This window comes from Alishewanella aestuarii B11, assembly GCF_000280055.1.
GTDB lineage: Bacteria > Pseudomonadota > Gammaproteobacteria > Enterobacterales > Alteromonadaceae > Alishewanella > Alishewanella aestuarii.
Genome location: NZ_ALAB01000002.1, coordinates 33,786 through 53,924, shown reverse-complemented (window position 1 = coordinate 53,924; position 20,139 = coordinate 33,786). Strand labels below are relative to the sequence as shown.

Genomic DNA, 20,139 nt, shown 5'->3' with positions numbered 1-20,139 from the left:
TTTTGCGTAACCTCGAGCAGTCCCTTACCCTGTTATATAACCCAGGCCATGGCTGTTTTTATAGTTTGGTAAAACGTTTTTTTACGCACAATCAGGTGCAGCAGCTGGAATTATCCGGTGCCGAGCAGCGCTGGCAGCAGGCGGTGCAGCAAAAAGAGGCGACAGAGATTATTCAGCAGTGTCGCAAACGCTATACTGATTTGCAGTTTGAATACGAAAAGCAACGTCTGCAGTGCTGGAGTGCCCTGATGGCGGCCGCAGAAAACCTGCTGCAACAGAGCGAAGGCCAGACCGGTCCGGAAACACTAAACCTGAGTGCCCGCCTGCTGGGTAGCCTGTTTATCACCGCAAACGGCAAGAAAAACAAGCCCTTGCTGCTGGAGTTTGCGTATAAACCCTTCTACCGGGCAGTGTTGCTGCTGCGCTTGCTCGACCATCTGCTGGCCGAGAAGTTTTTTACCGAGCCGCAGTGGCAGGAATGGTACCAGCTTCGTACCCCTGACGCCCCTGACCAATGCCCGTACCGGCAGCAACTGCAGTTGCCACTGGTGATGGCGTGCTTGCTTGAGCACTTTGGTAAGCTGGATAGCCAGGCGCAAAACCTGTTAACGGATAATGGACAGCAGTCGGCCGATCGGGTATTGAATAGTGAAGAGCGAGCTCAGTTTCTGACACTGTGCCGCCTTGGCAGTACCACCTTATTGGCGCAGGGACTAGGCGATCTGCCTTATCGTGGCAGCAAAAGAGAAGAGCGGGAGCAACACCAGCAGCGACATCAGCAACTACTGCATAAATTGCAGCTCTTTATCAGTACCCGCCCGGACAGTGCGCTTGGCAGTTTATTTAAAGTCAGCCAAGCCTACTCAGCTATAGTTTTGCCAGGCCGTGGCCGCTATAAATACGATACTCTGCCCAAAGCTGCACTGTTGATGCGCGATGCAGTGCAGCGGGGTGAATACAGTGGTTTGATTGTCGACCGCTTATTCCGGCTGGTTGGGATCTTCCCACAAGGCTTCGGGCTGGTGTTTATCCCGCTGAATGACGATGGCAAACCACAGCCACGCTATGAATTTGCTATCGTCAATAGCTTCTATCCGGAAAAACCGGACCGGCCGTTATGCCGAATTGTCAGCCGCAGCCAGGAGCTGAAAAATACCACCTTTAACATGAGCCTGAGCCCGGAATATAACCTGTACTTTAAACCGGCACGTGACCGACTGAAAAGCAACGTACCCGAACAAAAGCTGAAGGAATTACTGCAACTATTGTACAAAGACGCCGAGGCGCAGTATCTGCGCCATCTGCTGCCGCAGTGCTGGGAGCCGGATAACTTCTTTAGCCTGGGCGCTAACCAGAACCTGTGGAATAACGCCCATTTACGTCTGAACTAACTCAAATTACCTACCAGGTTTTGTAAATAAGCTTGGTGCGTAGGCAACGCCATTACCGTTTTGCTAACGACTTGCTGCAAATCACTAAGGTATCCGCTTAGTTGCGTTGCTGTCAGACCTTCTGCCAGCGGATGGTGGCTGATTGGATAAGTATTTTGTCCTAACATAACTTGTTGCCATGCAACCTCTGTAAATAGTTCATCCTGCTGTCTGAACACCTGCCCACTTTGCCGGAAGAGATCCAACCGCTGTGCCAGTGTATCGGGTAAATCCATCTCTCTACAATACTGCCATAGTGGATGGTCTGTTCGCTGATTTAAATGGTAATGCAAGATAATAAAATCGCGGATCGCTTCAAACTCCAGCTGTGACTGGCGATTAAACTCTGCGCTCAACGCCACCATATCCCGGGTTGCCGGAAAACACTGTACCAATCGCACCACCGCACTTTGAATCAGATGAATGCTGGTTGATTCCAACGGCTCCAAAAAACCACTGGATAAGCCAACGGCAACACAGTTATGCCGCCATTGCTGCTTGCGCCGCCCGGTAACAAAACTGATTTTGCGTGGTTCAGCCAGTGCAGGAGCGTCAAGATTAGTCAGTAGTGTCTGCTTTGCTTGCTCATCATCGAGAAAACGACTGCTATATACCAAACCATTACCAGTACGATGCTGCAATGGGATCCGCCATTGCCAGCCACCGCCATGCGCAATAGAGCGGGTAAAGGGCACTATCGGGTAACGCGCTTCTGAAGGCACCGCGAGCGCACTGTCACAGGGCAACCAATGCTGCCAATTGTCATAACCGGCAGCCAGTGTTTGCTCAATCAGCAAGGCTCTTAAGCCAGAGCAATCGATAAACAAATCTGCCGCTAATACCCGACCGTCTGTCAGCACCACTGTAGCAATGTCGCCAGACGGTTGTTGCTCAACGTGAGCAATTAAACCCTCAACCCTTGTTACGCCACGTTGCTCACTGTAGCGGCGTAAAAAGGCCGCATAAAGCCCGGCATCGAAATGATAAGCATATTGCAACCCAGGTAGCGGCGAACCAGGCAACTGTGACTGCGGGTTAAACTTTCCGGCTTTTGCTGCCTGATAGTTAAGTGAATAATCCCAAAAACTACTCTGATCTCCTCTGGCTTTTGCGGCTAACCAGAAATGATGAAAGGATGCCATGCCGAGCTGGCGGCCAACCGGACCAAAGGCATGCATATAGCTGTCACCCTGCCGGCCCCAGTTTTCAAACTGAATACCCAGCTTAATACTGCCTTTAGTTTCGCGTAAAAACTCGGCCTCATTAATGCCTAAAGCGGCATTAAAATGCTGAATCGCTGGAATTGTCGCCTCGCCAACGCCGACGGTACCGATCGAATCCGATTCAACTAATTGTAGCAGGATCTGTTCGCCAAGAATGCGCGCCAGCATCGCTGCGGTCATCCAACCGGCAGTACCGCCGCCGACTATCAATACCCGGCGCACCTGATTTAAAGCTGTATTCTTCACCTTACCTCCAACAAAAAAGGCCCCTGTCTATGCTCGATAGTAACAGGGGCCTTTACTCACGTCAGGTGTGATTAGAACTTATAGGATAAACCTGCCATATAAGTACGGCCATAGCGCTGATACTCAATCACGCGGCGGCTGTCATCACCTTCAACCCGCACAAAAGGCTCATCTGTTACGTTGTTTGCTTGCAGTAACAGGGTTAAGCCTTCATAACGACCTGAGAAGCTGTAGCTGATTTGTGCATCAACAACGGTCTCAGCTTCAATCATCCGCAGGTCACGGCCACTACCAAAGCCTGAAATTTCACCGAGGAAATCAGAACGGTAACGGCTGCTGACCCGGGCAGAGAAACCATCGTTCTCGTAGTAGAACGTCAGGTTAGCTACCCGCTCAGATAAACCTGGTAACGGGGTAGAAGGATCGTTCGGGTTAGACTGAATGCTGCTGTCGGTCCAGGAGCCGGTCAGAATGGCGCCGAAGCTTTCCAGTTCAGGCATAATCATCGCGCCACTGGCAGACAGGGTAAATTCCACGCCATTGATGCGGCCACCCTTACCATTTTGTGGTGTGGTTGCGACACCCTGGTTAATCACTGGTACTTCACCACCAGATGGGAAGCCGGTAAAGTCCTGAATCACTTGCTGGTCGTAGATATAGCTTTCCAGATCTTTATAGAAAGCCGCAATCGCCACATAGCCTTTGCTGTCTTCAAAGTACTGCTCGTAAGAGACATCCAGTGCATTCGCAATCCATGGCCGCAGCGCCGGGTTACCGCCAGACGCGCTCCATGGCGAGTTCTGCTCTGGTGTTGCCTGCGAGTTATTCAGTGCCGGGTTGAAGCTGTAATCCTGGCTGGCACGCAGCTGATCCATCCGGGCACGGGCCATAGTACGGGCTAAACCAACGCGTACGTATTTAGCGGTACCGACTTCAAAGTTCAGGTTCAGGCTGGGTAACACTTCCCAGTACTTATCACCACCATCAATCCGGAATGACGACACATTAATACCGGTACCTGAAGCCGCTAACGCATAAGACGACTGGTCAGTATGGACGATCTGCGTACCGATATTACCCGTCACCGGGATTTCACCCACGCGGCTGACAATCCCCAGTTTTACATAAGCCGTTACCACATCTTCAGCCACGTTCCAGTCTTTGATCAGCACGTCAGCATTAGGGTTACGTACCCGTACCAGGGCGCCGGTATCGATTAGCTGACGTGGGTCATAGCTGACCATGCCCGGAATACCAAAAGACGCCAGGCTGGTGGTACCGGCGATATTTGGAATAGGTGCTGACAAGGCACCATTGGGCAGTGCAAGGAAGAATTCATCGGCTTTCTTGTCTTTTTCGCGGTTGCTGTAGTTTAAACCCACTTCCAGTGAATCGAAGTTGTCATTATCCAGCATGGTTTTGGCACTTAAACGTACCTGATTTAAATCGTCGGTAATCGACGGTGAGTTGTAGTAACCCAGCTGACCACCAGGAATAATATCGCCACCCCAACCTTGCGGGCTGGTTAGCAGGATTAAGCTAGGATCAGCATAGTTCAGTGTAGAATTGAAAATCGGGCCGCGGTCGCTCATCGCGAACGACAGATTGTCCAGCGCGCCTGAACCAGCTGGGCCGGTACCGGCATCAGATTCCAGAATCAGGTCAGTACGATCCAGCGAAGAGTGGCTCAGATCCAAAGTGGCATCCCAGCTATCTGATAATTTAAATTCAGTTTTCCAACCGACAGAGAGCAAATCAGCCTCGCGGAAATTACCATGGTTACGGACGATACCCTTAACTCCAGTGTAACCACCAGAGGTCACTAAACCATTTTCTACTGTTGGGTTCACCAGCGGTGCGCCACCCCACAACAGCGGTAATTCGATAAAGCTGGTGCGCTGAGTTTCATCAAACTTAGAGTAATAGAAATCTACCGCGCTGCTAAAGCTATCAGTTGGTTTGTATTCAAATACACCAATAAAGCCATCGCGCTCCAGCAAGTTGGAGTTCGCAAAGACTTTAGCACCGCCAATCACTTTATCGCCATCATCTGTGTCGGCATAACCCCAGGCTTCAAGACGTTCAATTTGCATTGGGTTAGACATAGTGGCGTAACCTAAAGCTACACCAATGGTGTTGTCGGCGAATTGGTCAATGTACGAAATGCTAAAACGATTGCCCTTATCATCTGCACCAGCATTTAACGCACTAATTTGGCTCCACTCGTAACGGGCATTCACCGCTACAGTGCGCTCACCATGCGCCAGTGGGCTGACCAAACGCATATCGGCAGTACCGGCAAGGCCTTGACCAATTAAACCAGCGTCCGGCGTTTTATAAACAACCACACCACTCAATAGTTCAGACGGATATTGATCAAACTCCACACCGCGGTTATCACCAGAACTCACCTGCTCACGGCCGTTTAACAGTGCTGTCGAGAAATCCGGCGCCAGACCGCGAATACTGATGACCTGACTACGACCGTTTAAACGCTGAGCAGTTAAGCCTGGTAGACGTGCTAACGACTCTGCAATACTGACATCAGGTAATTTACCAATATCTTCAGCAGAAACAGCTTCTACAATAGAGCTGTTAAACATCTTAATGTTTTGTGATTCCTGTAAGCTGCGACGAAAGCCGCGTACGGAAATCACTTCAACGGCCTCTTCCTGTGCCTGCTGAGTGTCGGTGTTGTCCTGTTGAGCAAACACCATTGAGCTACTGCCAGCTGCGGCTAAAGCCAGCGTTAGCATACTGAGTTTAAATTTTGTCATAATCCTATCTACCCCGGAGTGTTGTTGTTTTATTACTGCGAAACTGAAAGCCATGCTGAAATTCGTCAGCTGCAGTTTTGCCATGCTCATTTATTAAACTTATTCGGTCGCCAGCTCAATATGAATACGTATTCATAGTGCAAAAGATGCCCCAGGCGGGTGCAACTGCCGGCAAGCTGCACTATCGTTGTGCAGCAGGCAGGCTGCCAACTGCCTTAAGTATGAACACGCCGGCAGCCGTTGCCAGAAAAAGCCAATATTGAAACGCTTAGCGCTGTAAAGCACTGCATACGTATGCAGGTTGTTTCTTCTTCAGCCGCCACTGTTTATGCTTGGCAAAAATCACCACTCCCTTAATTCAGGTGGTCTATGGGACAAGTTAAGCAACTCGCCACCCTGGCGGGTTTACAAGACAGCTATGTGCATGCCAATGGGCAGTTAGAGCATATTGATGCAGAAGTGCAGGCCAGCATTTTGCGGGCTATGGGCTTTGATCTCAGTAGCGAGCAAGCTATTGCCAACCAGATTGCGCAGCTGCAACAAGCCCGCTGGCAGGAACCCTTATCTGCCGTAACGGTTGCTGAGCAACAGCAACCCTTTAGTGTCAGATTGCAGCTGGAAGCAGCCAAAGCGGCAAGTCATTGGCAGTGGCAGATCGCATTAGAAGACGGCGACGTACTGAGCGGTGAATTATTACTGCAGGCCAAAGATATTGTGGAACAGGCCGAAATAAATACAGTCGCGATGCTGGCTTTTAATTTGCCGTTTCAGCTGGACCTACCGCTTGGCTACCATCAGTTGACGCTAACTGATGGTAAGCAGCCTCTGAGCCAGCAACTGATTGTGACGCCGGCCCGCTGTTTTCAGCTGCATGACAGCGCCATCCTGCATAAAACCATGGGCCCGGCCTTACAGCTGTACGCGGTGCGCTCTGCCCGCAACTGGGGTATGGGTGACTTTGCTGACTTAAAAGCTATGGTTGCCCCATTAGCAGCGGCCGGTAACGATTTTATCGGTTTAAACCCCTTGCATGCGCTCTATCCGATGCTGCCACAGGATTGCAGCCCATACAGCCCCAGCAGCCGTTTATGGTTAAACACGCTTTATGTCGCGCTGGATGAAACGCCGGATTATCAAGCCTGCACCGCAGCACAACAGCTAGTCGCCAGTGCCGATTTTCAGCAGCAGCTCGCCGCCTGTCGCGCCACGGCGAATGTTGATTATCCGGCTGTTGCCGCCTTAAAACAGCAGGTCGCGGCCTTGCTATTTCAGCATTTTCAGCAACATGAACTGGCGCTGCAAAGTGAAAGGGCCAAGGCGTTTCAGGTTTTCGTAGCAGAGGCCGGTGTGAGTCTGTATCAGTGGGCTGTATTCTCGGTACTACAGGGCCAATTGTTCTGGCAAGATCTGCAAACCGCCGCCTGGCAGCAATTTCCGCCAGAACTACAAAACCCGCATAGCCCCGCCGTTGCGGCCTTTGCCAAACAACATGCCAGCGCTATCGAACAGCAGCTGTATTTACAGTGGTTAGCACAGCTGCAGCTGGCAGAGGTGAAAGCCGAGTGTCGCAAGCAAGGTATGGCCATCGGTTTATACTGTGATGTCGCTGTCGGCACCAGCCGTAGCAGTGCCGAGAGCTGGGGCGCGCCAGATGATTTTTTATTAGATTTAAGTGTAGGTGCACCGCCGGATATTATGGCACCAAAAGGCCAGAATTGGGGCTTGCTGGCGTACAACCCGGTGACGCTGCGGCAAAAAGCCTATCAACCCTTTATTGAACTGATCCGCGCAAATATGCGCTATGCCGGCGCCCTACGGCTGGACCATGTGATGGCATTATTGCGGCTTTGGTGTTGCCCGCTCGGCGCCGATGCTACAGCCGGGTGTTATTTACGGATGCCGGCGCAAGAGCTGTTTGCCATTTTAGCGCTGGAAAGCCAACGTAATCACTGCGTCGTCATTGGAGAAGATCTGGGCACGGTACCGGCGGAAATCAGTGAGCTGATGCAGCATTATCAGGTGCTGTCTTACCGGGTATTTATGCTGGAGCAAAAGGCTGGCAGTTATCAGCATCGGGATCTGACCTATCCACCGCAGGCTCTGGCAACAGTGACCACGCACGATATGCCTACGCTGGTCGGCTTCTGGCAGGAACTGGATTTAGCGCTGCGTCATCAATTGGATTTATTCCCCAGTCCAGCTGTGGCCGACAGCCTGCACCAACTGCGAGAGAGCGAAAAGCAGATCCTGCAACAGCAGCTCGGCATTGCGCAGCCGGATGCGGCAACTCTGGTTCGTGCCTGTCATCTGTATACCGCAGCGACGCCGGCGCGTTTATTCGCCTATCAGTTGGAAGACCTGGTATTGCTGGAAACTCCGGTCAATATACCGGGTACCAGCACTGAATATGCGAACTGGCAGCGTAAATTACCGCAGCATATCGAGACGATTCTGAGCGATAACAAGGTACTGCAGCTGATGCAAGAAATTAAGCAGGCCCGCAGCTAGACTAAAGCTTGATAAGCCCGGCCATAACGCCGGGCTTAGCTCGAAAGCATTTTAAAGAGTGCATAAAACAATGCGCTGTAAAGCGCACTATAAACAACCTGTTTATTTTCGTCTGCTTTTGGTTCTTTATCGGATAAGCAAAATCCCAACTTGCATCCAAATGCAGTGCCTAGTGACACAAATGTCATCTCAAGCAGAAATTGGATAATCATCTTACTGAAACTAACCAATCATTGTTCCAGAACGGATTATCCAGGCACCAATCTGCTTACCAAGCTGATATGCCACCACTATCGCCAGCAAACTCAGCAAGGCTAAAGCGAATTTCTTACTCCATGTCATGCTTACCTCCAAAAAAGCAAAAGCGCTGGGTTTAGCAGCGCTTTTTATTATAGATTAACTTTATTGCAACACAACTTACTCGGCAGTATCGGCCTTAGCGTTTTTAACAAACTCATCCAGCCAGGCCGTAGTTTCCCATAGCATATGAAGTACCGACTCACGGGCGCGGTAGCCGTGTGATTCCAGTGGCAACATCACTAAGCGGGTGGTGCCGCCGTTGCCTTTAATCGCCTGATATAAGCGCTCGCTCTGCATGGGGAAAGTGCCGGCGTTATTATCATCACTACCATGGATCAGCAGTATGGGTGTCTTAATTTTTTCGGCATGGAAGAACGGCGACATCCGCACATATAACTCCGGATCATCCCACAGGGTACGCTGCTCCATCTGGAAACCGAACGGCGTTAAGCTACGGTTGTAGGCGCCGCTGCGGGCAATACCGGCTTTAAACAAATTGGAGTGCGCCAGTAGATTTGCTGTCATAAAGGCACCATAAGAATGACCGCCAATCGCCACCCGGTTCGGGTCTGTTACGCCGCGCTCTACACCTGCAGCAATCGCCGCTTCCGCATTTAAGATCAGTTGCTCGATAAAGCTATCATTCGGCTCCTGCGTCCCTTCGCCAACGATCGGCATGGTGGCATTATCCAATACCGCATAGCCCTGAGTTGCCAGGAACTGCGGTGTCCAGTAACTGATGCGGTTAAAACGGTACGGCGAATCACTAACCTGACCGGCAGCGTCAGCACTGCGGAACTCGCGCGGATAAGCCCAAATCACGGTCGGCAGTGCGCCATCGCGGGCTTTATCGTAGCCGGCAGGTAGCAGCAGTGTCGCCGACATTGGAATACCATCCGCACGCTGATAATTAATCAGTTCACGGCTAATACCCTGGGTATGTGGCATCGGGTGCGGTGTTTTGGTCAGGGCAGTCAGTTCGCCGCTGCTGAGATCGCGCAGGTAGAAATCCGGCGGCAGATCCGGCGCCTCACGCTGGGTTAACAGCTTGCCTGATGGTAACAACGTAAAAGGGAACTCGTAGAAAGGCGCTTCCGAACGCCATAAACGGCGGGTTTCACCAGTAGCCAGCTGACGCTGATCGATAAAGGGTCTGTTACCCTCTGGTGACGCGCCGACGCCCGTTAAATAAATAGCGCCATCCGCTACCCGCAACAAGCGCTGGCCGTTAGCAGCGGTAGTTAATAACGGACTGCCCGGATCATTATAACGATCTTCAGAAGAGCGCTCCCAGAATACCCGGGCTTGCTGCGCCGGGTCCAGATACCAGACTTTTTCATTGCGATCCTGCCACCAACGCTCCCAGACCAACAGGCTGCCATCGGCGGCCGCTAACAGGTAGGAGAAACGGAAGCTTAAATCCAGCAGCTTTTCTGGCTCGGCGTTAAAAGGCGCTGCCAGTTGGAACAGCTGATCCCGTACCGTCACTTTATTCGCCGGATCGCCACCATCCGCCGCTTCAGCCCAGTATAGCGTTGCCGCCTGATCCGGGCGCCAGCCTACACTACGGCGGCCGGTGATAACCGCATCAAAGGCTATCGGTAAATTATCGGCTACCGGTTGCTGCACCACCTGATATTGCAGCTTGCCGCTGGCATCCCACACCTCGGTGGTATAAGCAAAGCGCGATACCGGTACCGCATAGGAAAACGGCTGCTCAATACGGCTGACCAGAATAAAGTTATTGTCCGGCGATAACTCGGCACCACGCAGCAGTTGTGGCTTGCCCAGGGTAGTCACCTTATTGTTCAGGCCGATTTTTACCAGCTGACTGGTAAAGTAGTAGCTAAACAGGGCTTCATCATATTTGTTTTTTAACAAATCCTGATAGGTGCGCGCTGGTGCAGTGCGGCCACGGGCTTCGGTAATCACCGGGCCAGTTGGCACCTTGCTTTGCACCGGTTCAGCACCCCGTTTGGCAGGAATACTGGCGGCAAAAATCGCTTTGCTATCAGCAGTCCATTGCAGCGAGCCCCCCCAGATGGCATTTAACCGGATATTGCTCCAGCGGCTGGCCCGCAGTTTTTGCAGATCCACCTGCCACAGTTGGGCTTCGTTATCTTCCAGTTGAATAAACGCCAGATAACGGCTGTCGGGGGAGAAATTAAGATTGACCGCTTTCAGATCCTTCGGCAAGCCTTTGATCGCTTTTGTCTGCTGCGTATCCAACTCGATCAATTGTAATGACGAGACATAGCGCGGTTGTGACGGACCATTATTCGCCGGATTAAACCTTACACCAGCCAGCCGGTATTCCGGCGCCGCCAGATCGGCAATACCTGGTAAGGCGGCAAAACCGGTACTTAGCATCAGCTTGCCATTCGGGCTTAACATCGCCCCCGGTGCTGGTGCCGCATCGACGATAGCTACAATCTCTTTTACCGGCTGCTGATAGCCAATATCCACAGCCGTTGCCAGTGCCAGTTGACTGCAACTGAGCAAGCTACCCAATAAGGCAGCGCGAAGGATCATCTTCATTGTTGGATTCCCTGTCTTTTTGTTAGCCCTTTGTTATAACAGCTTTTGCCGGCAATACCAGCTTGCTTTCGACCATGTTGAGAAAAACTGAGATAAGCGCCAGCAAGACTATGCTGCGAGTTACAAGTTGTTACCTTGTCGTAGCGAACATAACGTAAAGGGTCAGCGCTATTAAGGTGCAATTCAGCGGGCGGGCTGCAGTATCGATAGCGTTACCCCAACTAAGAGGACGCTGTTATGTTAAAACCCTTTATCGCGCTTTTCGTGATCAGTGGTCTGGCTGCACCAGCTCTGGCTATGGATTCGCCGTTCTATGTCGGTGGCCAGGTCAGCGCCACTAAGCTAAAAGAAACGGACAGTAGTGAGAGTATTTCCTTCGACTTTACCACCCTATCAGTACTGGCTGGCTACCAGTTTAACCCTTACGTCGCTGCTGAGGTACGCTTTGGTACCGGTGTCAAAGGCGAGCGTTACCGCGAGCCGGGTTATCTGGAGGAACTGACCGTTGACCAACAAAGTATGCTGCTGTTAAAGGCCGGCGTACCACTTTCAGATAACTTTTCACTGTACGGTTTAGCCGGTTATGGTGCCAGTAAATTTAAATATGAGGTGCAGAACGAGGGTTTTCGTTTTACCGATAGCGAGACGCTGGATGGCTTTGCCTGGGGCGTCGGCGCTGGTCTGAAATTTACCCCCAGACTCACCGCGACCCTGGAATATTTACAGCTACCGCAGGAGCGCTTCCGTGACGGCAGTGACAGCTACAAGTTAAAAGCCAATAATCTGAGCCTGGGTATTAATTACCAGTTCTGATTAAGCGCCATTAAAGACAAACCCCGGCCAACTGCCGGGGTTTGCATTGTTATGCGACCTTACCAGATCTTGACCCGCACATCTTCGCTGCGGTACATACCATCACCCTCTTTAACATCAAAGGCTTCATAAAACTCTGGCATATTCGACAACACCCCCAGTACCCGGTACATGCCCGGTGAGTGCGGCCCGGTAATCACTTGCTGACGCAAAGCTTCATCACGGAACTTAATACGCCAAACCTGAGCCCAGCCGATAAAGAAACGCTGCTCCGGGGTAAAGCCGGCGATAGTCTGCCGCGGTTGATCTTTAATCGCGTTTTGATAGGCACGGAACGCCACCGTTAAACCACCCAGATCGGCAATATTTTCACCCAGACCCAAAGCGCCCTGCAGATGCAGGTTATCGATCGGATTAAAGGCATTGTATTGATCGATCATACGCTGTGCGCGCTCGCGGAACTGCCGCTCATCTTCCGGTGTCCACCAGTCGCGTAGGTTACCATCACCGTCAGAGCGCCGGCCCTGATCATCAAAGCCATGGGTAAATTCATGGCCAATAACGCCACCGATAGCACCATAGTTCACCGCATCATCGGCATCGACATTAAAGAACGGCGGCTGCAGGATCGCGGCCGGGAACACAATTTCGTTCATCGTCGAGCTGTAGTAGGCATTCACCGTCTGCGGTGTCATACCCCATTCATCCCGGTTTACCGGCTGACCTAAACGGTTAACCATCCGCTGATACTCACACTCGCTGCTGCGGCGCAGGTTACCGATTAAATCGTTGGCATCAATGGTTAAACAGTCGTAGTCACGCCAGACATCCGGGTAGCCGATTTTGGTATTAAACTTCGCCAGCTTGGCCTGAGCCTCGACCTTGGTCGTCTCGCTCATCCATTCCAGTTCGTTAATGGCTTCTTTAAAGGCGCCACGCAGATTTTCAATCATTTCATCCATCCGCGCCTTGGCTTCGGGTTTGAAATGCCGGGCGACATATTCTTTGCCGACCATAAAACCGAGGTTGCTATCGACCAGACTGACGGCGCGTTTTTCCCGGCTGCGCTGCTCCTGCAAGCCGCTTAAGGTTTTGCCGTAGAAATCAAAACTGGCCTGGACAAAGGGCTCACTCAGATTAGCCGCATTGGCACGCAGCAGGTGAAATTTCAGATACGTTTGCCACTGGCTTACCGGTAACTGCGCCTGCAGCTTGGCAAAATCCGTAAAGTACGACGGCTGACGGATCACCAGTTCCTGCACCTGACCCAGCTCGGCAGCTTGTAAAAACGCCGGCCAGTCAAAACCCGGCGCCAGTTTACCCAGCTCAGCAACACTGAGCTTGTTATAGGTGGCGTTACGATCCCGGTTCTGGATCCGGCTCCACTGCACCTTGGCCAGTTGGGTTTCCAGCGCAATCACCTGGTCAGCCGCTTGCTCCGGTTGCTCCCAGCCGGCCAGTTGCCATAATTTGGCGATAAAGTCGCGGTATTGACCGAGTAACTGGACTGAACGTTCATCATCTTTCAGGTAATAATCGCGATCCGGTAAACCCAAGCCGCCCTGGCTCGCTCCGGTAATATATTGGTCTGACTGCCGCTGGTCCTGACCGACAAACACAGCAATCGGGGTACCATAGCGGTAGCGCTGTAATTCGCCCCATAGCACAGCCAGCTGTTGATGGTTGCGAACCTGTTCGATACGGGCAATGTCGCCACGCAGTGGATTCAGGCCCAGCGTATTAATCAGCGGCTCGTTTAAAAATGACTTGTAGAGATCGGCCATTTTCTGAGCGTCAGAGTTTTTCGGATGCTCAGTAGCTGCCAGCTCCTGAATAATTTCCAGTACTTGCTTCTCAGCGTTTTCACGCAGCTCGTCAAAACTGCCCCAACGCGCCTTGTCGGCCGGGATCTCAGTGTTACCCAGCCAGTTACCGTTTACAAAACGAAAAAAGTCTTGCTGCGGCGCGACACTCTTATCAAAGTTGTTCAGCTCAAAGCCAGCACGCTGGCTGTCAGCCTGAGTGAGCTGAGTTTGTTCTGTCGCCGGCTGACTGCTGCAACCTGCAATGCCCAGAGCCAAAGCCACCCCAAGTGCTAACGCGGAAAGTTTTGTCATACGAAGTTCCTTATTATGTTTTATCGTGGCGAGTGTAGAAAATCTGCTCTGCTACCGCTGCCGAAACAGGATATGAGCCCCGCCAGATGCGATAAATGCCGGTTGTAGCCTGCGCTGCCGTAAGCCGGTACGGTTTTACTTGTAATTGGCAGCAATTTTTCGCAGGATCAACGCAGTTCTTATTGCAGGAGTTTTATCATGCTTGATACCGCTTTAACTTCACTGGCGGGCTTACCGTCTTTTCTGGCCTACTTTGCCCTGGCGGTGGTGTCAGTGCTGATCTTTATCCGCCTGTATAGCTGGGTAACGCCCCATGACGAATTTGGCCTGATCCGCGACAATAATCCGGCTGCAGCCGTGGCCTTTGCCGGTGCCCTGATTGGCTTTGCGCTACCGCTGTCCAGTGCCATTACCCACTCTATGTCGTTACTCGATTGCGCTATCTGGGGTCTGGTTGCCCTGCTGGTGCAAGTGCTGACCTTTTTTATCAGCCAACTGGCACTAAAAAATCTATCACAACGTATCACTCAGGGTGATATCGCCGCCGGTATTTTCTCCGCTGGCTGCTCAATCAGTGTTGGTATGCTCAATGCTGCCTGTATGACCTACTAGCGCATTATTTAAGGAGCCTGAGATGCAGAAAAAAGTCTTTAAGCGCAGCCGCAAAGCGGCGCTGATCTTTATGGTGCCGGCCGCAACCCTGGTGTTGCAGGGCTGTGGCAGCGAACAAGCGGTCGAAGCCCAGGTATTTAATACCCCGGATGAATGTGCGGCCTTCTATAATCCACCGGCTCAGTGCCAGGCGGCCTTCGCCGAAGCCCAGGCATTACACCCACAGGTAGCACCTAAGTATGCCAATAAGCAGGAATGTGAAGCGGACTTTGGCGTAGGTCGCTGTGAAACCGCGCCCGAGCAGCATGCCCAGGGCAGCTTTTTTATGCCGATGATGATGGGCTTTTTAGCCGGACAGATGCTAAACCGTGGCGGTATGGCACCACAGCAGCAACAAAGTGCAGCCGCAGCCGGTGGCCGTAATACGGTACCGAACCAACCTCTGTACAAAGCACGCGATGATCAGAGTACTTTCCGCACTGCCGGCAATACGCCGGTAGCCAGTCAGCCCGGCCCAACTCAGGTCAGGCCTTCGGCAGTACAACCCAAACCTGCCACCCTGGCCCGTCGCGGTGGCTTTGGTGCTCAGGCACAGCAACGCGCAGCAGCTGCGCCGCGGCAAACCACCTATGGCGGCTAAACAATGAAAAAGGTTCCGATCGCACCTCGCCCGGGCTGGCAGGCTTTTGCTGAAAGTGTTGGCTTTCAGTTTCATACCATTGATAACGAGCCTTACTGGGATGAGTCGGCTTATTATCAGTTCAGTCTGGCGCAGATTGAAGATGATCTGGAAACGCCGACTGAACAGCTGCATCAGATGGCCTTAGACCTGATCCCGGATATCGTTAGCAGTGAACAACAGCTGAGCCAACTCGGAATCCCGCAGCAGTTCTGGGACGCGGTGAAAGAGAGCTGGCAGCGTGCCGAGCCGCACCTGTATGGCCGGATGGATTTTGCCTATGACGGCAAGGGCCCGGCGAAATTGCTGGAGCTGAACTACGACACGCCGACCTCGCTTTATGAAACTGGCTTTTTCCAGTGGGTGTGGTTGGAAGACCAGCAAATGCGTGGTGTGTTGCCGGAGGGCGCCGATCAGTTTAATTCGTTGCAGGACAAACTGGAGCAGGCCTTTGCCGAGCTGCCTTTACCACGCCCTTTCTATTTCAGTAGCGTCACCGAAAGTCAGGAAGACAAGGGGACTGTTGATTATCTGATGGATATTGCGCTGCAAAGTGGTCTGGACAGCCGCTATATCCAGCTGGAGCAGATTGGCGATATCGACGGCCAGCTGGTCGATCTGGAAGGCTATCCGATCCAGGGGCTGTTTAAACTCTATCCGTGGGAGTTTATGCTGCAGGAAGAATTCGCCAGCACCATTTTAAGCTCCGACACCCGCTTTTTAGAGCCGTTATGGAAGTTACTGCTCTCCAATAAAGGAATTCTGCCATTATTGTGGCAAAAATATCAGGGCCATCCGAATCTGCTGCCCGCCTTTTTTGATGATGGCAAAACAGCGTTGAACCCTGGCTGGGTGCGTAAACCCCTGTTCTCGCGTGAAGGGGCCAATGTAGAACTGATTACACCACAAGGTGAAAAGCTGCAACAAGGTGGACCCTATACCGATAGCGGTTATGTCCGGCAGGCCTTTGCGCCGCTACCACGCTTTGGTGACAGCTATACGCTGATTGGCAGCTGGGTGGTCGGTGATTTAGCGGCAGGGATCGGCATTCGTGAAGATAACAGTCTGATCACTAAGGACAGTTCGCGTTTCTTACCGCATATTATTCTGGATTAAACAGGAATATTTATGCAGTAATATTGGATATAAAACCACTTTATTGCTAAAATCCCGCAACTTTTTGCGCTGGTCTGGCAGTTTTCCCGGAAAACTGCCAGACTTATCCTATCTGTATACCGTGCAAGGAAAACATTCGCCCGTGCGTACAACTGAACTCGTCAGCGGTTTCCGCCAATCTGCCCCCTATGTTAACGCCCACCGTGGCAAAACCTTTGTGGTGATGCTGGGGGGCGAAGCCATTATGCAACCCGGCATTCGCAGCATTATTAATGATGTTGCGCTGCTGAACAGTCTGGGGATCAAAGTCGTACTGGTGTATGGCGCCAGGCCACAAATCAATCAGGTGCTGCGCAATGCCGGGCTGGAGCCGCAGTACCATAACCGGATCCGGGTCACTGATGATGATTCGTTCCGGCTGATCAAACAGGTTGCCGGTGCTTTACAGCTGGATATTACCGCCCGCTTATCGATGAGCTTAAGCAATACGCCGATGCAGGGCGCACAGATTAACGTGGTCAGCGGTAACTTTGTCATTGCTCAGCCACTCGGTGTCGATGAAGGCGTGGATTATTTCCATAGCGGTAAGGTGCGCCGTATCGATACTGCTGGTATCCGCCGGCAGCTTGATAATAACGGTATCGTGCTAATGGGGCCGATAGCCGCGTCGGTCACTGGGGAGAGCTTTAATTTAACGGCGGAAGAAATTGCCACCCAGGTCGCGATTCGGCTGAAAGCCGACAAGATGATTGGCTTTAACGATGTTGGCGGTATTGTCGGCGAAAATGGCGAAATTACTGCAGAGTTGATGCCGAATATGGCAGAACATATTCTGTATGAACTGGAGCAGCAGGAGGACCACTGCGTCGGCACAGCGGCGTTTTTACGCGCAGCTGTTACCGCCTGTCGCGCCGGCGTGCCACGCTGTCACTTAGTCAGCTATGCCGAAGATGGTTCATTACTGCAGGAGCTGTTCTCACGCGATGGTATCGGCACCCAGATCGTCACCGAGTCAGCAGAAAAACTACGCCGCGCGGTAATCAGCGATATCGGTGGTATTCTGGATCTGATCCGGCCGCTGGAGCAGCAAGGTTTACTGGTACGCCGCTCGCGCGAACAACTGGAGATGGAAATCGACTACTTTACGCTGATTGAGCGTGATGGTCTGGTGATCGGCTGTGCCGCGCTCTATCCGTTTCCGGAAGAAAATGTTGGCGAATTTGCCTGTTTAGCGGTACACCCGGATTACCGCGATGCCGATCGTGGTACTACCCTGCTCAAAAGCGTCATCCAGCAAGCCCGGCAACGCAAATACAGCCGGCTGTTCGCCCTGACCACCCGCAGTATTCACTGGTTTCTGGAGCAGGGTTTTGAACTGGTGACCGTCGATGATCTGCCGGCCCAGAAAAAGCAGCTGTATAACTATCAGCGCCGCTCAAAAATCCTGGCTTTGGATCTGTAAGTCCGGAGCCCAGGCTATCAGCGGCGGTTGACCTCAGCCGCCAGTTGTTGCCCCAGTGCCCGTGCTGTGGTCCATTTGCCGCCACTGACCGTCAAAATCTTCCCCTGCCAGCTAAACTGATACTCCCGGCTGGCGCGGCTGGCATCGGCACTTCCCGCCAATAAAGGTCTGACGCCGGCAAAACTACCCAATAGCTGCTCTGGCGTGGCCGCTGGCGTAAAGTAATGTGCGTATACCCCAAGTAAATAGTCACGTTCTGCCGGTGAGCACTGCACCGGATCATCCAGTGGCTGCCGCACCTCGGTCGTGCCCAGCAGACACTGCTGTTGATAAGGCAAAGCAAACACGATACGCCGCTCACCCGGCACTTCCAACATATGGCCATAACGGCTAATCGCAGGCAGTAACAAATGGCTGCCACGCACCAGATCAAGGGGTGCCGCCATCAGGCCGGATTGTTGTAACAGGGCACTGCTCCAGGGGCCAGCGACATTAATAATGCTGGCGAATTTTAGCTTGCCACCGGTGAGCTGTAGTTCACCATCTGGCTGAATTTTTAATACCGGGCTGTGCTCTACAATATTGACGCCGGCCTTGCGGCACTGCTCTGCCATCCAGAGGCCAAGCTTTTGATCATCCATCTGGCCATCAAAAAACAGATAGGCACCCAATAAACCTTCGGCTTTTAGTTGCGGTGAGCAGCGTAGCGTCTGTACCGCCGTTAACCAGCGATGCCGGCCAATGCCCTTTTTACCGGCAAAGCTATCGTATAACCAGAGTCCGATTTTCAGCTGCCAGCGGGCACGCTGAGAATGCTGATAGAGGGGATAAAGGATGGGTAAGCGACGGGTTAACTGTGGTGCCTTTTTTAACCACCAGCGCCGCTCCTGTAAGGCTTCGCGCACCAGCCGGAACTCACCTTGCTCCAGATAACGTAAGCCGCCATGTAACAGTTTGGATGAGGCAACACTGGTGGCTTGCATTAACTGGTCGCGTTCAAACAAGGTAACCTGATGACCAGCCAGCGCCAGCTGCCAGGCACTGCACAGACCATTAATGCCACCACCGACTACCGCAATCTGCACTATATTCCCCAACGATTGCTGACTACGTCCTTAGTGTAGTCTAGTTAAGCAGCACCAGATCGTCGCGGTGAATAGCAACTTCACTGGAGCAATAGCCAAGGATGGTATCAATTTGCTGGCTTTTTATGCCACGGATCTTACTAAGCTCCAGCGCGCTATACTGGCTAATACCCTGCGCCAGCGTCTGACCGGCCATATTAAGTACCAGTACCGCATCGCCTTTATCAAAGTCACCACTGACCGCACTGATGCCGGAAGGCAATAACGAAGCCCCCCGGGCCAGCAGTGCCTGCGCGGCACCGTCGTCAATCACCAGTTGACCGTGCGGCTTCAGGCTATGTCGCAGCCAGTGCTTTTTCGCACTAAGCCGCTCTTGTTGTCGTTGAAACAAGGTACCACAATGCCGGTTGGCCAGTAATTCATCAAAGGTTGCCGCTTTCTGGCCATTGATAATCAGGGTATCAATACCGGCACGGGTTGCTTTATCGGCGGCCTGAATTTTCGTCTGCATGCCGCCGGTACCAATAGCATGGTGGCTGCCACCGGCCATCGCATAAATCTGTGGTGTAATTTGCGTAACCTGTGGCACCAGCTCAGCGTCAGGTTCAGTACGTGGGTTGGCGGTATAGAGGCCGTCGATATCCGAGCAGATTAATAAGGCATCAGCATCAGCCAGAATCGCCACCATCGCCGCCAGATTATCGTTATCGCCGACCTTTAACTCGACCGTGGCAACGGTATCATTCTCGTTAACAATGGGTAGCACCTGATTCGCCAGCAAAGTGCGCAGGGTATTATCGATATTCAGATAACGGCGGCGATCTTTTAAATCGTCATGGGTCAGCAGGATCTGTGCACAGTCAAAATCAAATAATTGTGCCCAGCTTGCCATCATCCGACTCTGCCCCACTGCCGCCATTGCCTGTTTCACGTTAATTGGCAACGGCAACTGCTTATAGCTAATGGCATTGCGACCTGCGGCGACACTGCCTGACGACACCAGCACCACCTCAGTACCGGCCGCCCGGCACTCGGCAATAAAGCGGGCGATAGATAACAAATACCGGGTAGAGCAGCCGGCTGCATTAGGCGCAATCAGCGCACTGCCTACTTTTAAAACGATCCGTTTCCAGCCACATACCGCCATCTTCGCTACCTGCTTACCAACATCTGCTTTGGGTTATTCTGCTGGTCCAAAGCTTAATCTTTGGCAGTCTATATGTCTAACGCTAT

13 protein-coding genes are annotated in these 20,139 nt (G+C 52.3%); 7 read left to right on the top strand and 6 right to left on the bottom strand.

The genetic code is table 11. The features are described 5' to 3' along the window. Positions 1–2: 2 nt before the first annotated feature. The gene (locus AEST_RS01205) at positions 3–1,391 is read left to right on the top strand and encodes a hypothetical protein (protein WP_238534524.1); all 1,389 of its coding nucleotides are present in this window, start codon (positions 3–5) and stop codon (positions 1,389–1,391) included. Here the strand turns inward: AEST_RS01205 and AEST_RS01200 are convergent. Both AEST_RS01200 and AEST_RS01195 read right to left on the bottom strand, forming a co-directional pair. Further along, entirely contained in the window at positions 1,388–2,899 is a 1,512-nt protein-coding gene (locus AEST_RS01200; RefSeq protein WP_008606456.1) for a tryptophan halogenase family protein, read from the bottom strand. The genes AEST_RS01205 and AEST_RS01200 overlap by 4 nt on opposite strands. 71 nt (positions 2,900–2,970) lie before the next feature. Continuing rightward, a complete protein-coding gene (locus AEST_RS01195; RefSeq protein WP_039924902.1) occupies positions 2,971–5,676 on the bottom strand; it encodes a TonB-dependent receptor in 2,706 nt (901 codons plus the stop codon). 369 nt (positions 5,677–6,045) lie between these two features. On the opposite strand from AEST_RS01195, the gene malQ reads away from it, so the two are divergent. After that, complete coding sequence (gene malQ, locus AEST_RS01190) at positions 6,046–8,184, top strand: 4-alpha-glucanotransferase (RefSeq protein WP_008606452.1); 2,139 nt, start codon at positions 6,046–6,048, stop codon at positions 8,182–8,184. A 417-nt stretch (positions 8,185–8,601) separates the two neighbouring features. Here malQ and AEST_RS01180 read toward each other — a convergent pair whose 3' ends face one another. Next, on the bottom strand, positions 8,602–11,022 hold the full coding sequence (locus AEST_RS01180) for an alpha/beta hydrolase family protein (protein ID WP_008606449.1): 2,421 nt from the start codon (positions 11,020–11,022) through the stop codon (positions 8,602–8,604). Positions 11,023–11,259: 237 nt separating this feature from the next. Here AEST_RS01180 and AEST_RS01175 point away from each other — a divergent pair, with 237 nt between their 5' ends. Continuing rightward, positions 11,260–11,835, top strand: coding sequence for a porin family protein (locus AEST_RS01175; RefSeq protein ID WP_008606447.1), 576 nt, complete (start codon positions 11,260–11,262; stop codon positions 11,833–11,835). 59 nt (positions 11,836–11,894) lie between these two features. Here AEST_RS01175 and AEST_RS01170 read toward each other — a convergent pair whose 3' ends face one another. Continuing rightward, positions 11,895–13,952: a M13 family metallopeptidase gene (locus AEST_RS01170; RefSeq protein ID WP_008606443.1), complete on the bottom strand. Its 2,058-nt coding sequence runs from the start codon at positions 13,950–13,952 to the stop codon at positions 11,895–11,897. A gap of 198 nt (positions 13,953–14,150) precedes the next feature. Here AEST_RS01170 and AEST_RS01165 point away from each other — a divergent pair, with 198 nt between their 5' ends. The 4 genes from AEST_RS01165 (at position 14,151) to argA (ending at position 17,821) form a co-directional block, all read left to right on the top strand. After that, complete coding sequence (locus AEST_RS01165; protein WP_008606441.1) at positions 14,151–14,564, top strand: DUF350 domain-containing protein; 414 nt, start codon at positions 14,151–14,153, stop codon at positions 14,562–14,564. 22 nt (positions 14,565–14,586) lie between these two features. Next, positions 14,587–15,204 carry a DUF1190 domain-containing protein gene (locus AEST_RS01160; RefSeq protein ID WP_008606439.1) on the top strand — a complete coding sequence of 206 codons (618 nt, stop codon included), beginning with the start codon at positions 14,587–14,589 and terminating at the stop codon, positions 15,202–15,204. A 3-nt stretch (positions 15,205–15,207) separates the two neighbouring features. Beyond that, positions 15,208–16,359, top strand: coding sequence for a glutathionylspermidine synthase family protein (locus tag AEST_RS01155; protein ID WP_008606438.1), 1,152 nt, complete (start codon positions 15,208–15,210; stop codon positions 16,357–16,359). 142 nt (positions 16,360–16,501) lie between these two features. Beyond that, positions 16,502–17,821 (top strand): amino-acid N-acetyltransferase, encoded by a 1,320-nt coding sequence (argA, locus tag AEST_RS01150; RefSeq protein ID WP_008606437.1) that lies wholly within the window; start codon positions 16,502–16,504, stop codon positions 17,819–17,821. Between the two features lie 17 nt (positions 17,822–17,838). Here the strand turns inward: argA and AEST_RS01145 are convergent, their stop codons facing one another. Both AEST_RS01145 and proB read right to left on the bottom strand, forming a co-directional pair. Continuing rightward, on the bottom strand, positions 17,839–18,906 hold the full coding sequence (locus AEST_RS01145; RefSeq protein ID WP_008606436.1) for a glycerol-3-phosphate dehydrogenase/oxidase: 1,068 nt from the start codon (positions 18,904–18,906) through the stop codon (positions 17,839–17,841). 40 nt (positions 18,907–18,946) lie between these two features. Next, positions 18,947–20,053 carry a glutamate 5-kinase gene (gene proB / locus AEST_RS01140; protein WP_008606435.1) on the bottom strand — a complete coding sequence of 369 codons (1,107 nt, stop codon included), beginning with the start codon at positions 20,051–20,053 and terminating at the stop codon, positions 18,947–18,949. Positions 20,054–20,139: the final 86 nt, after the last annotated feature.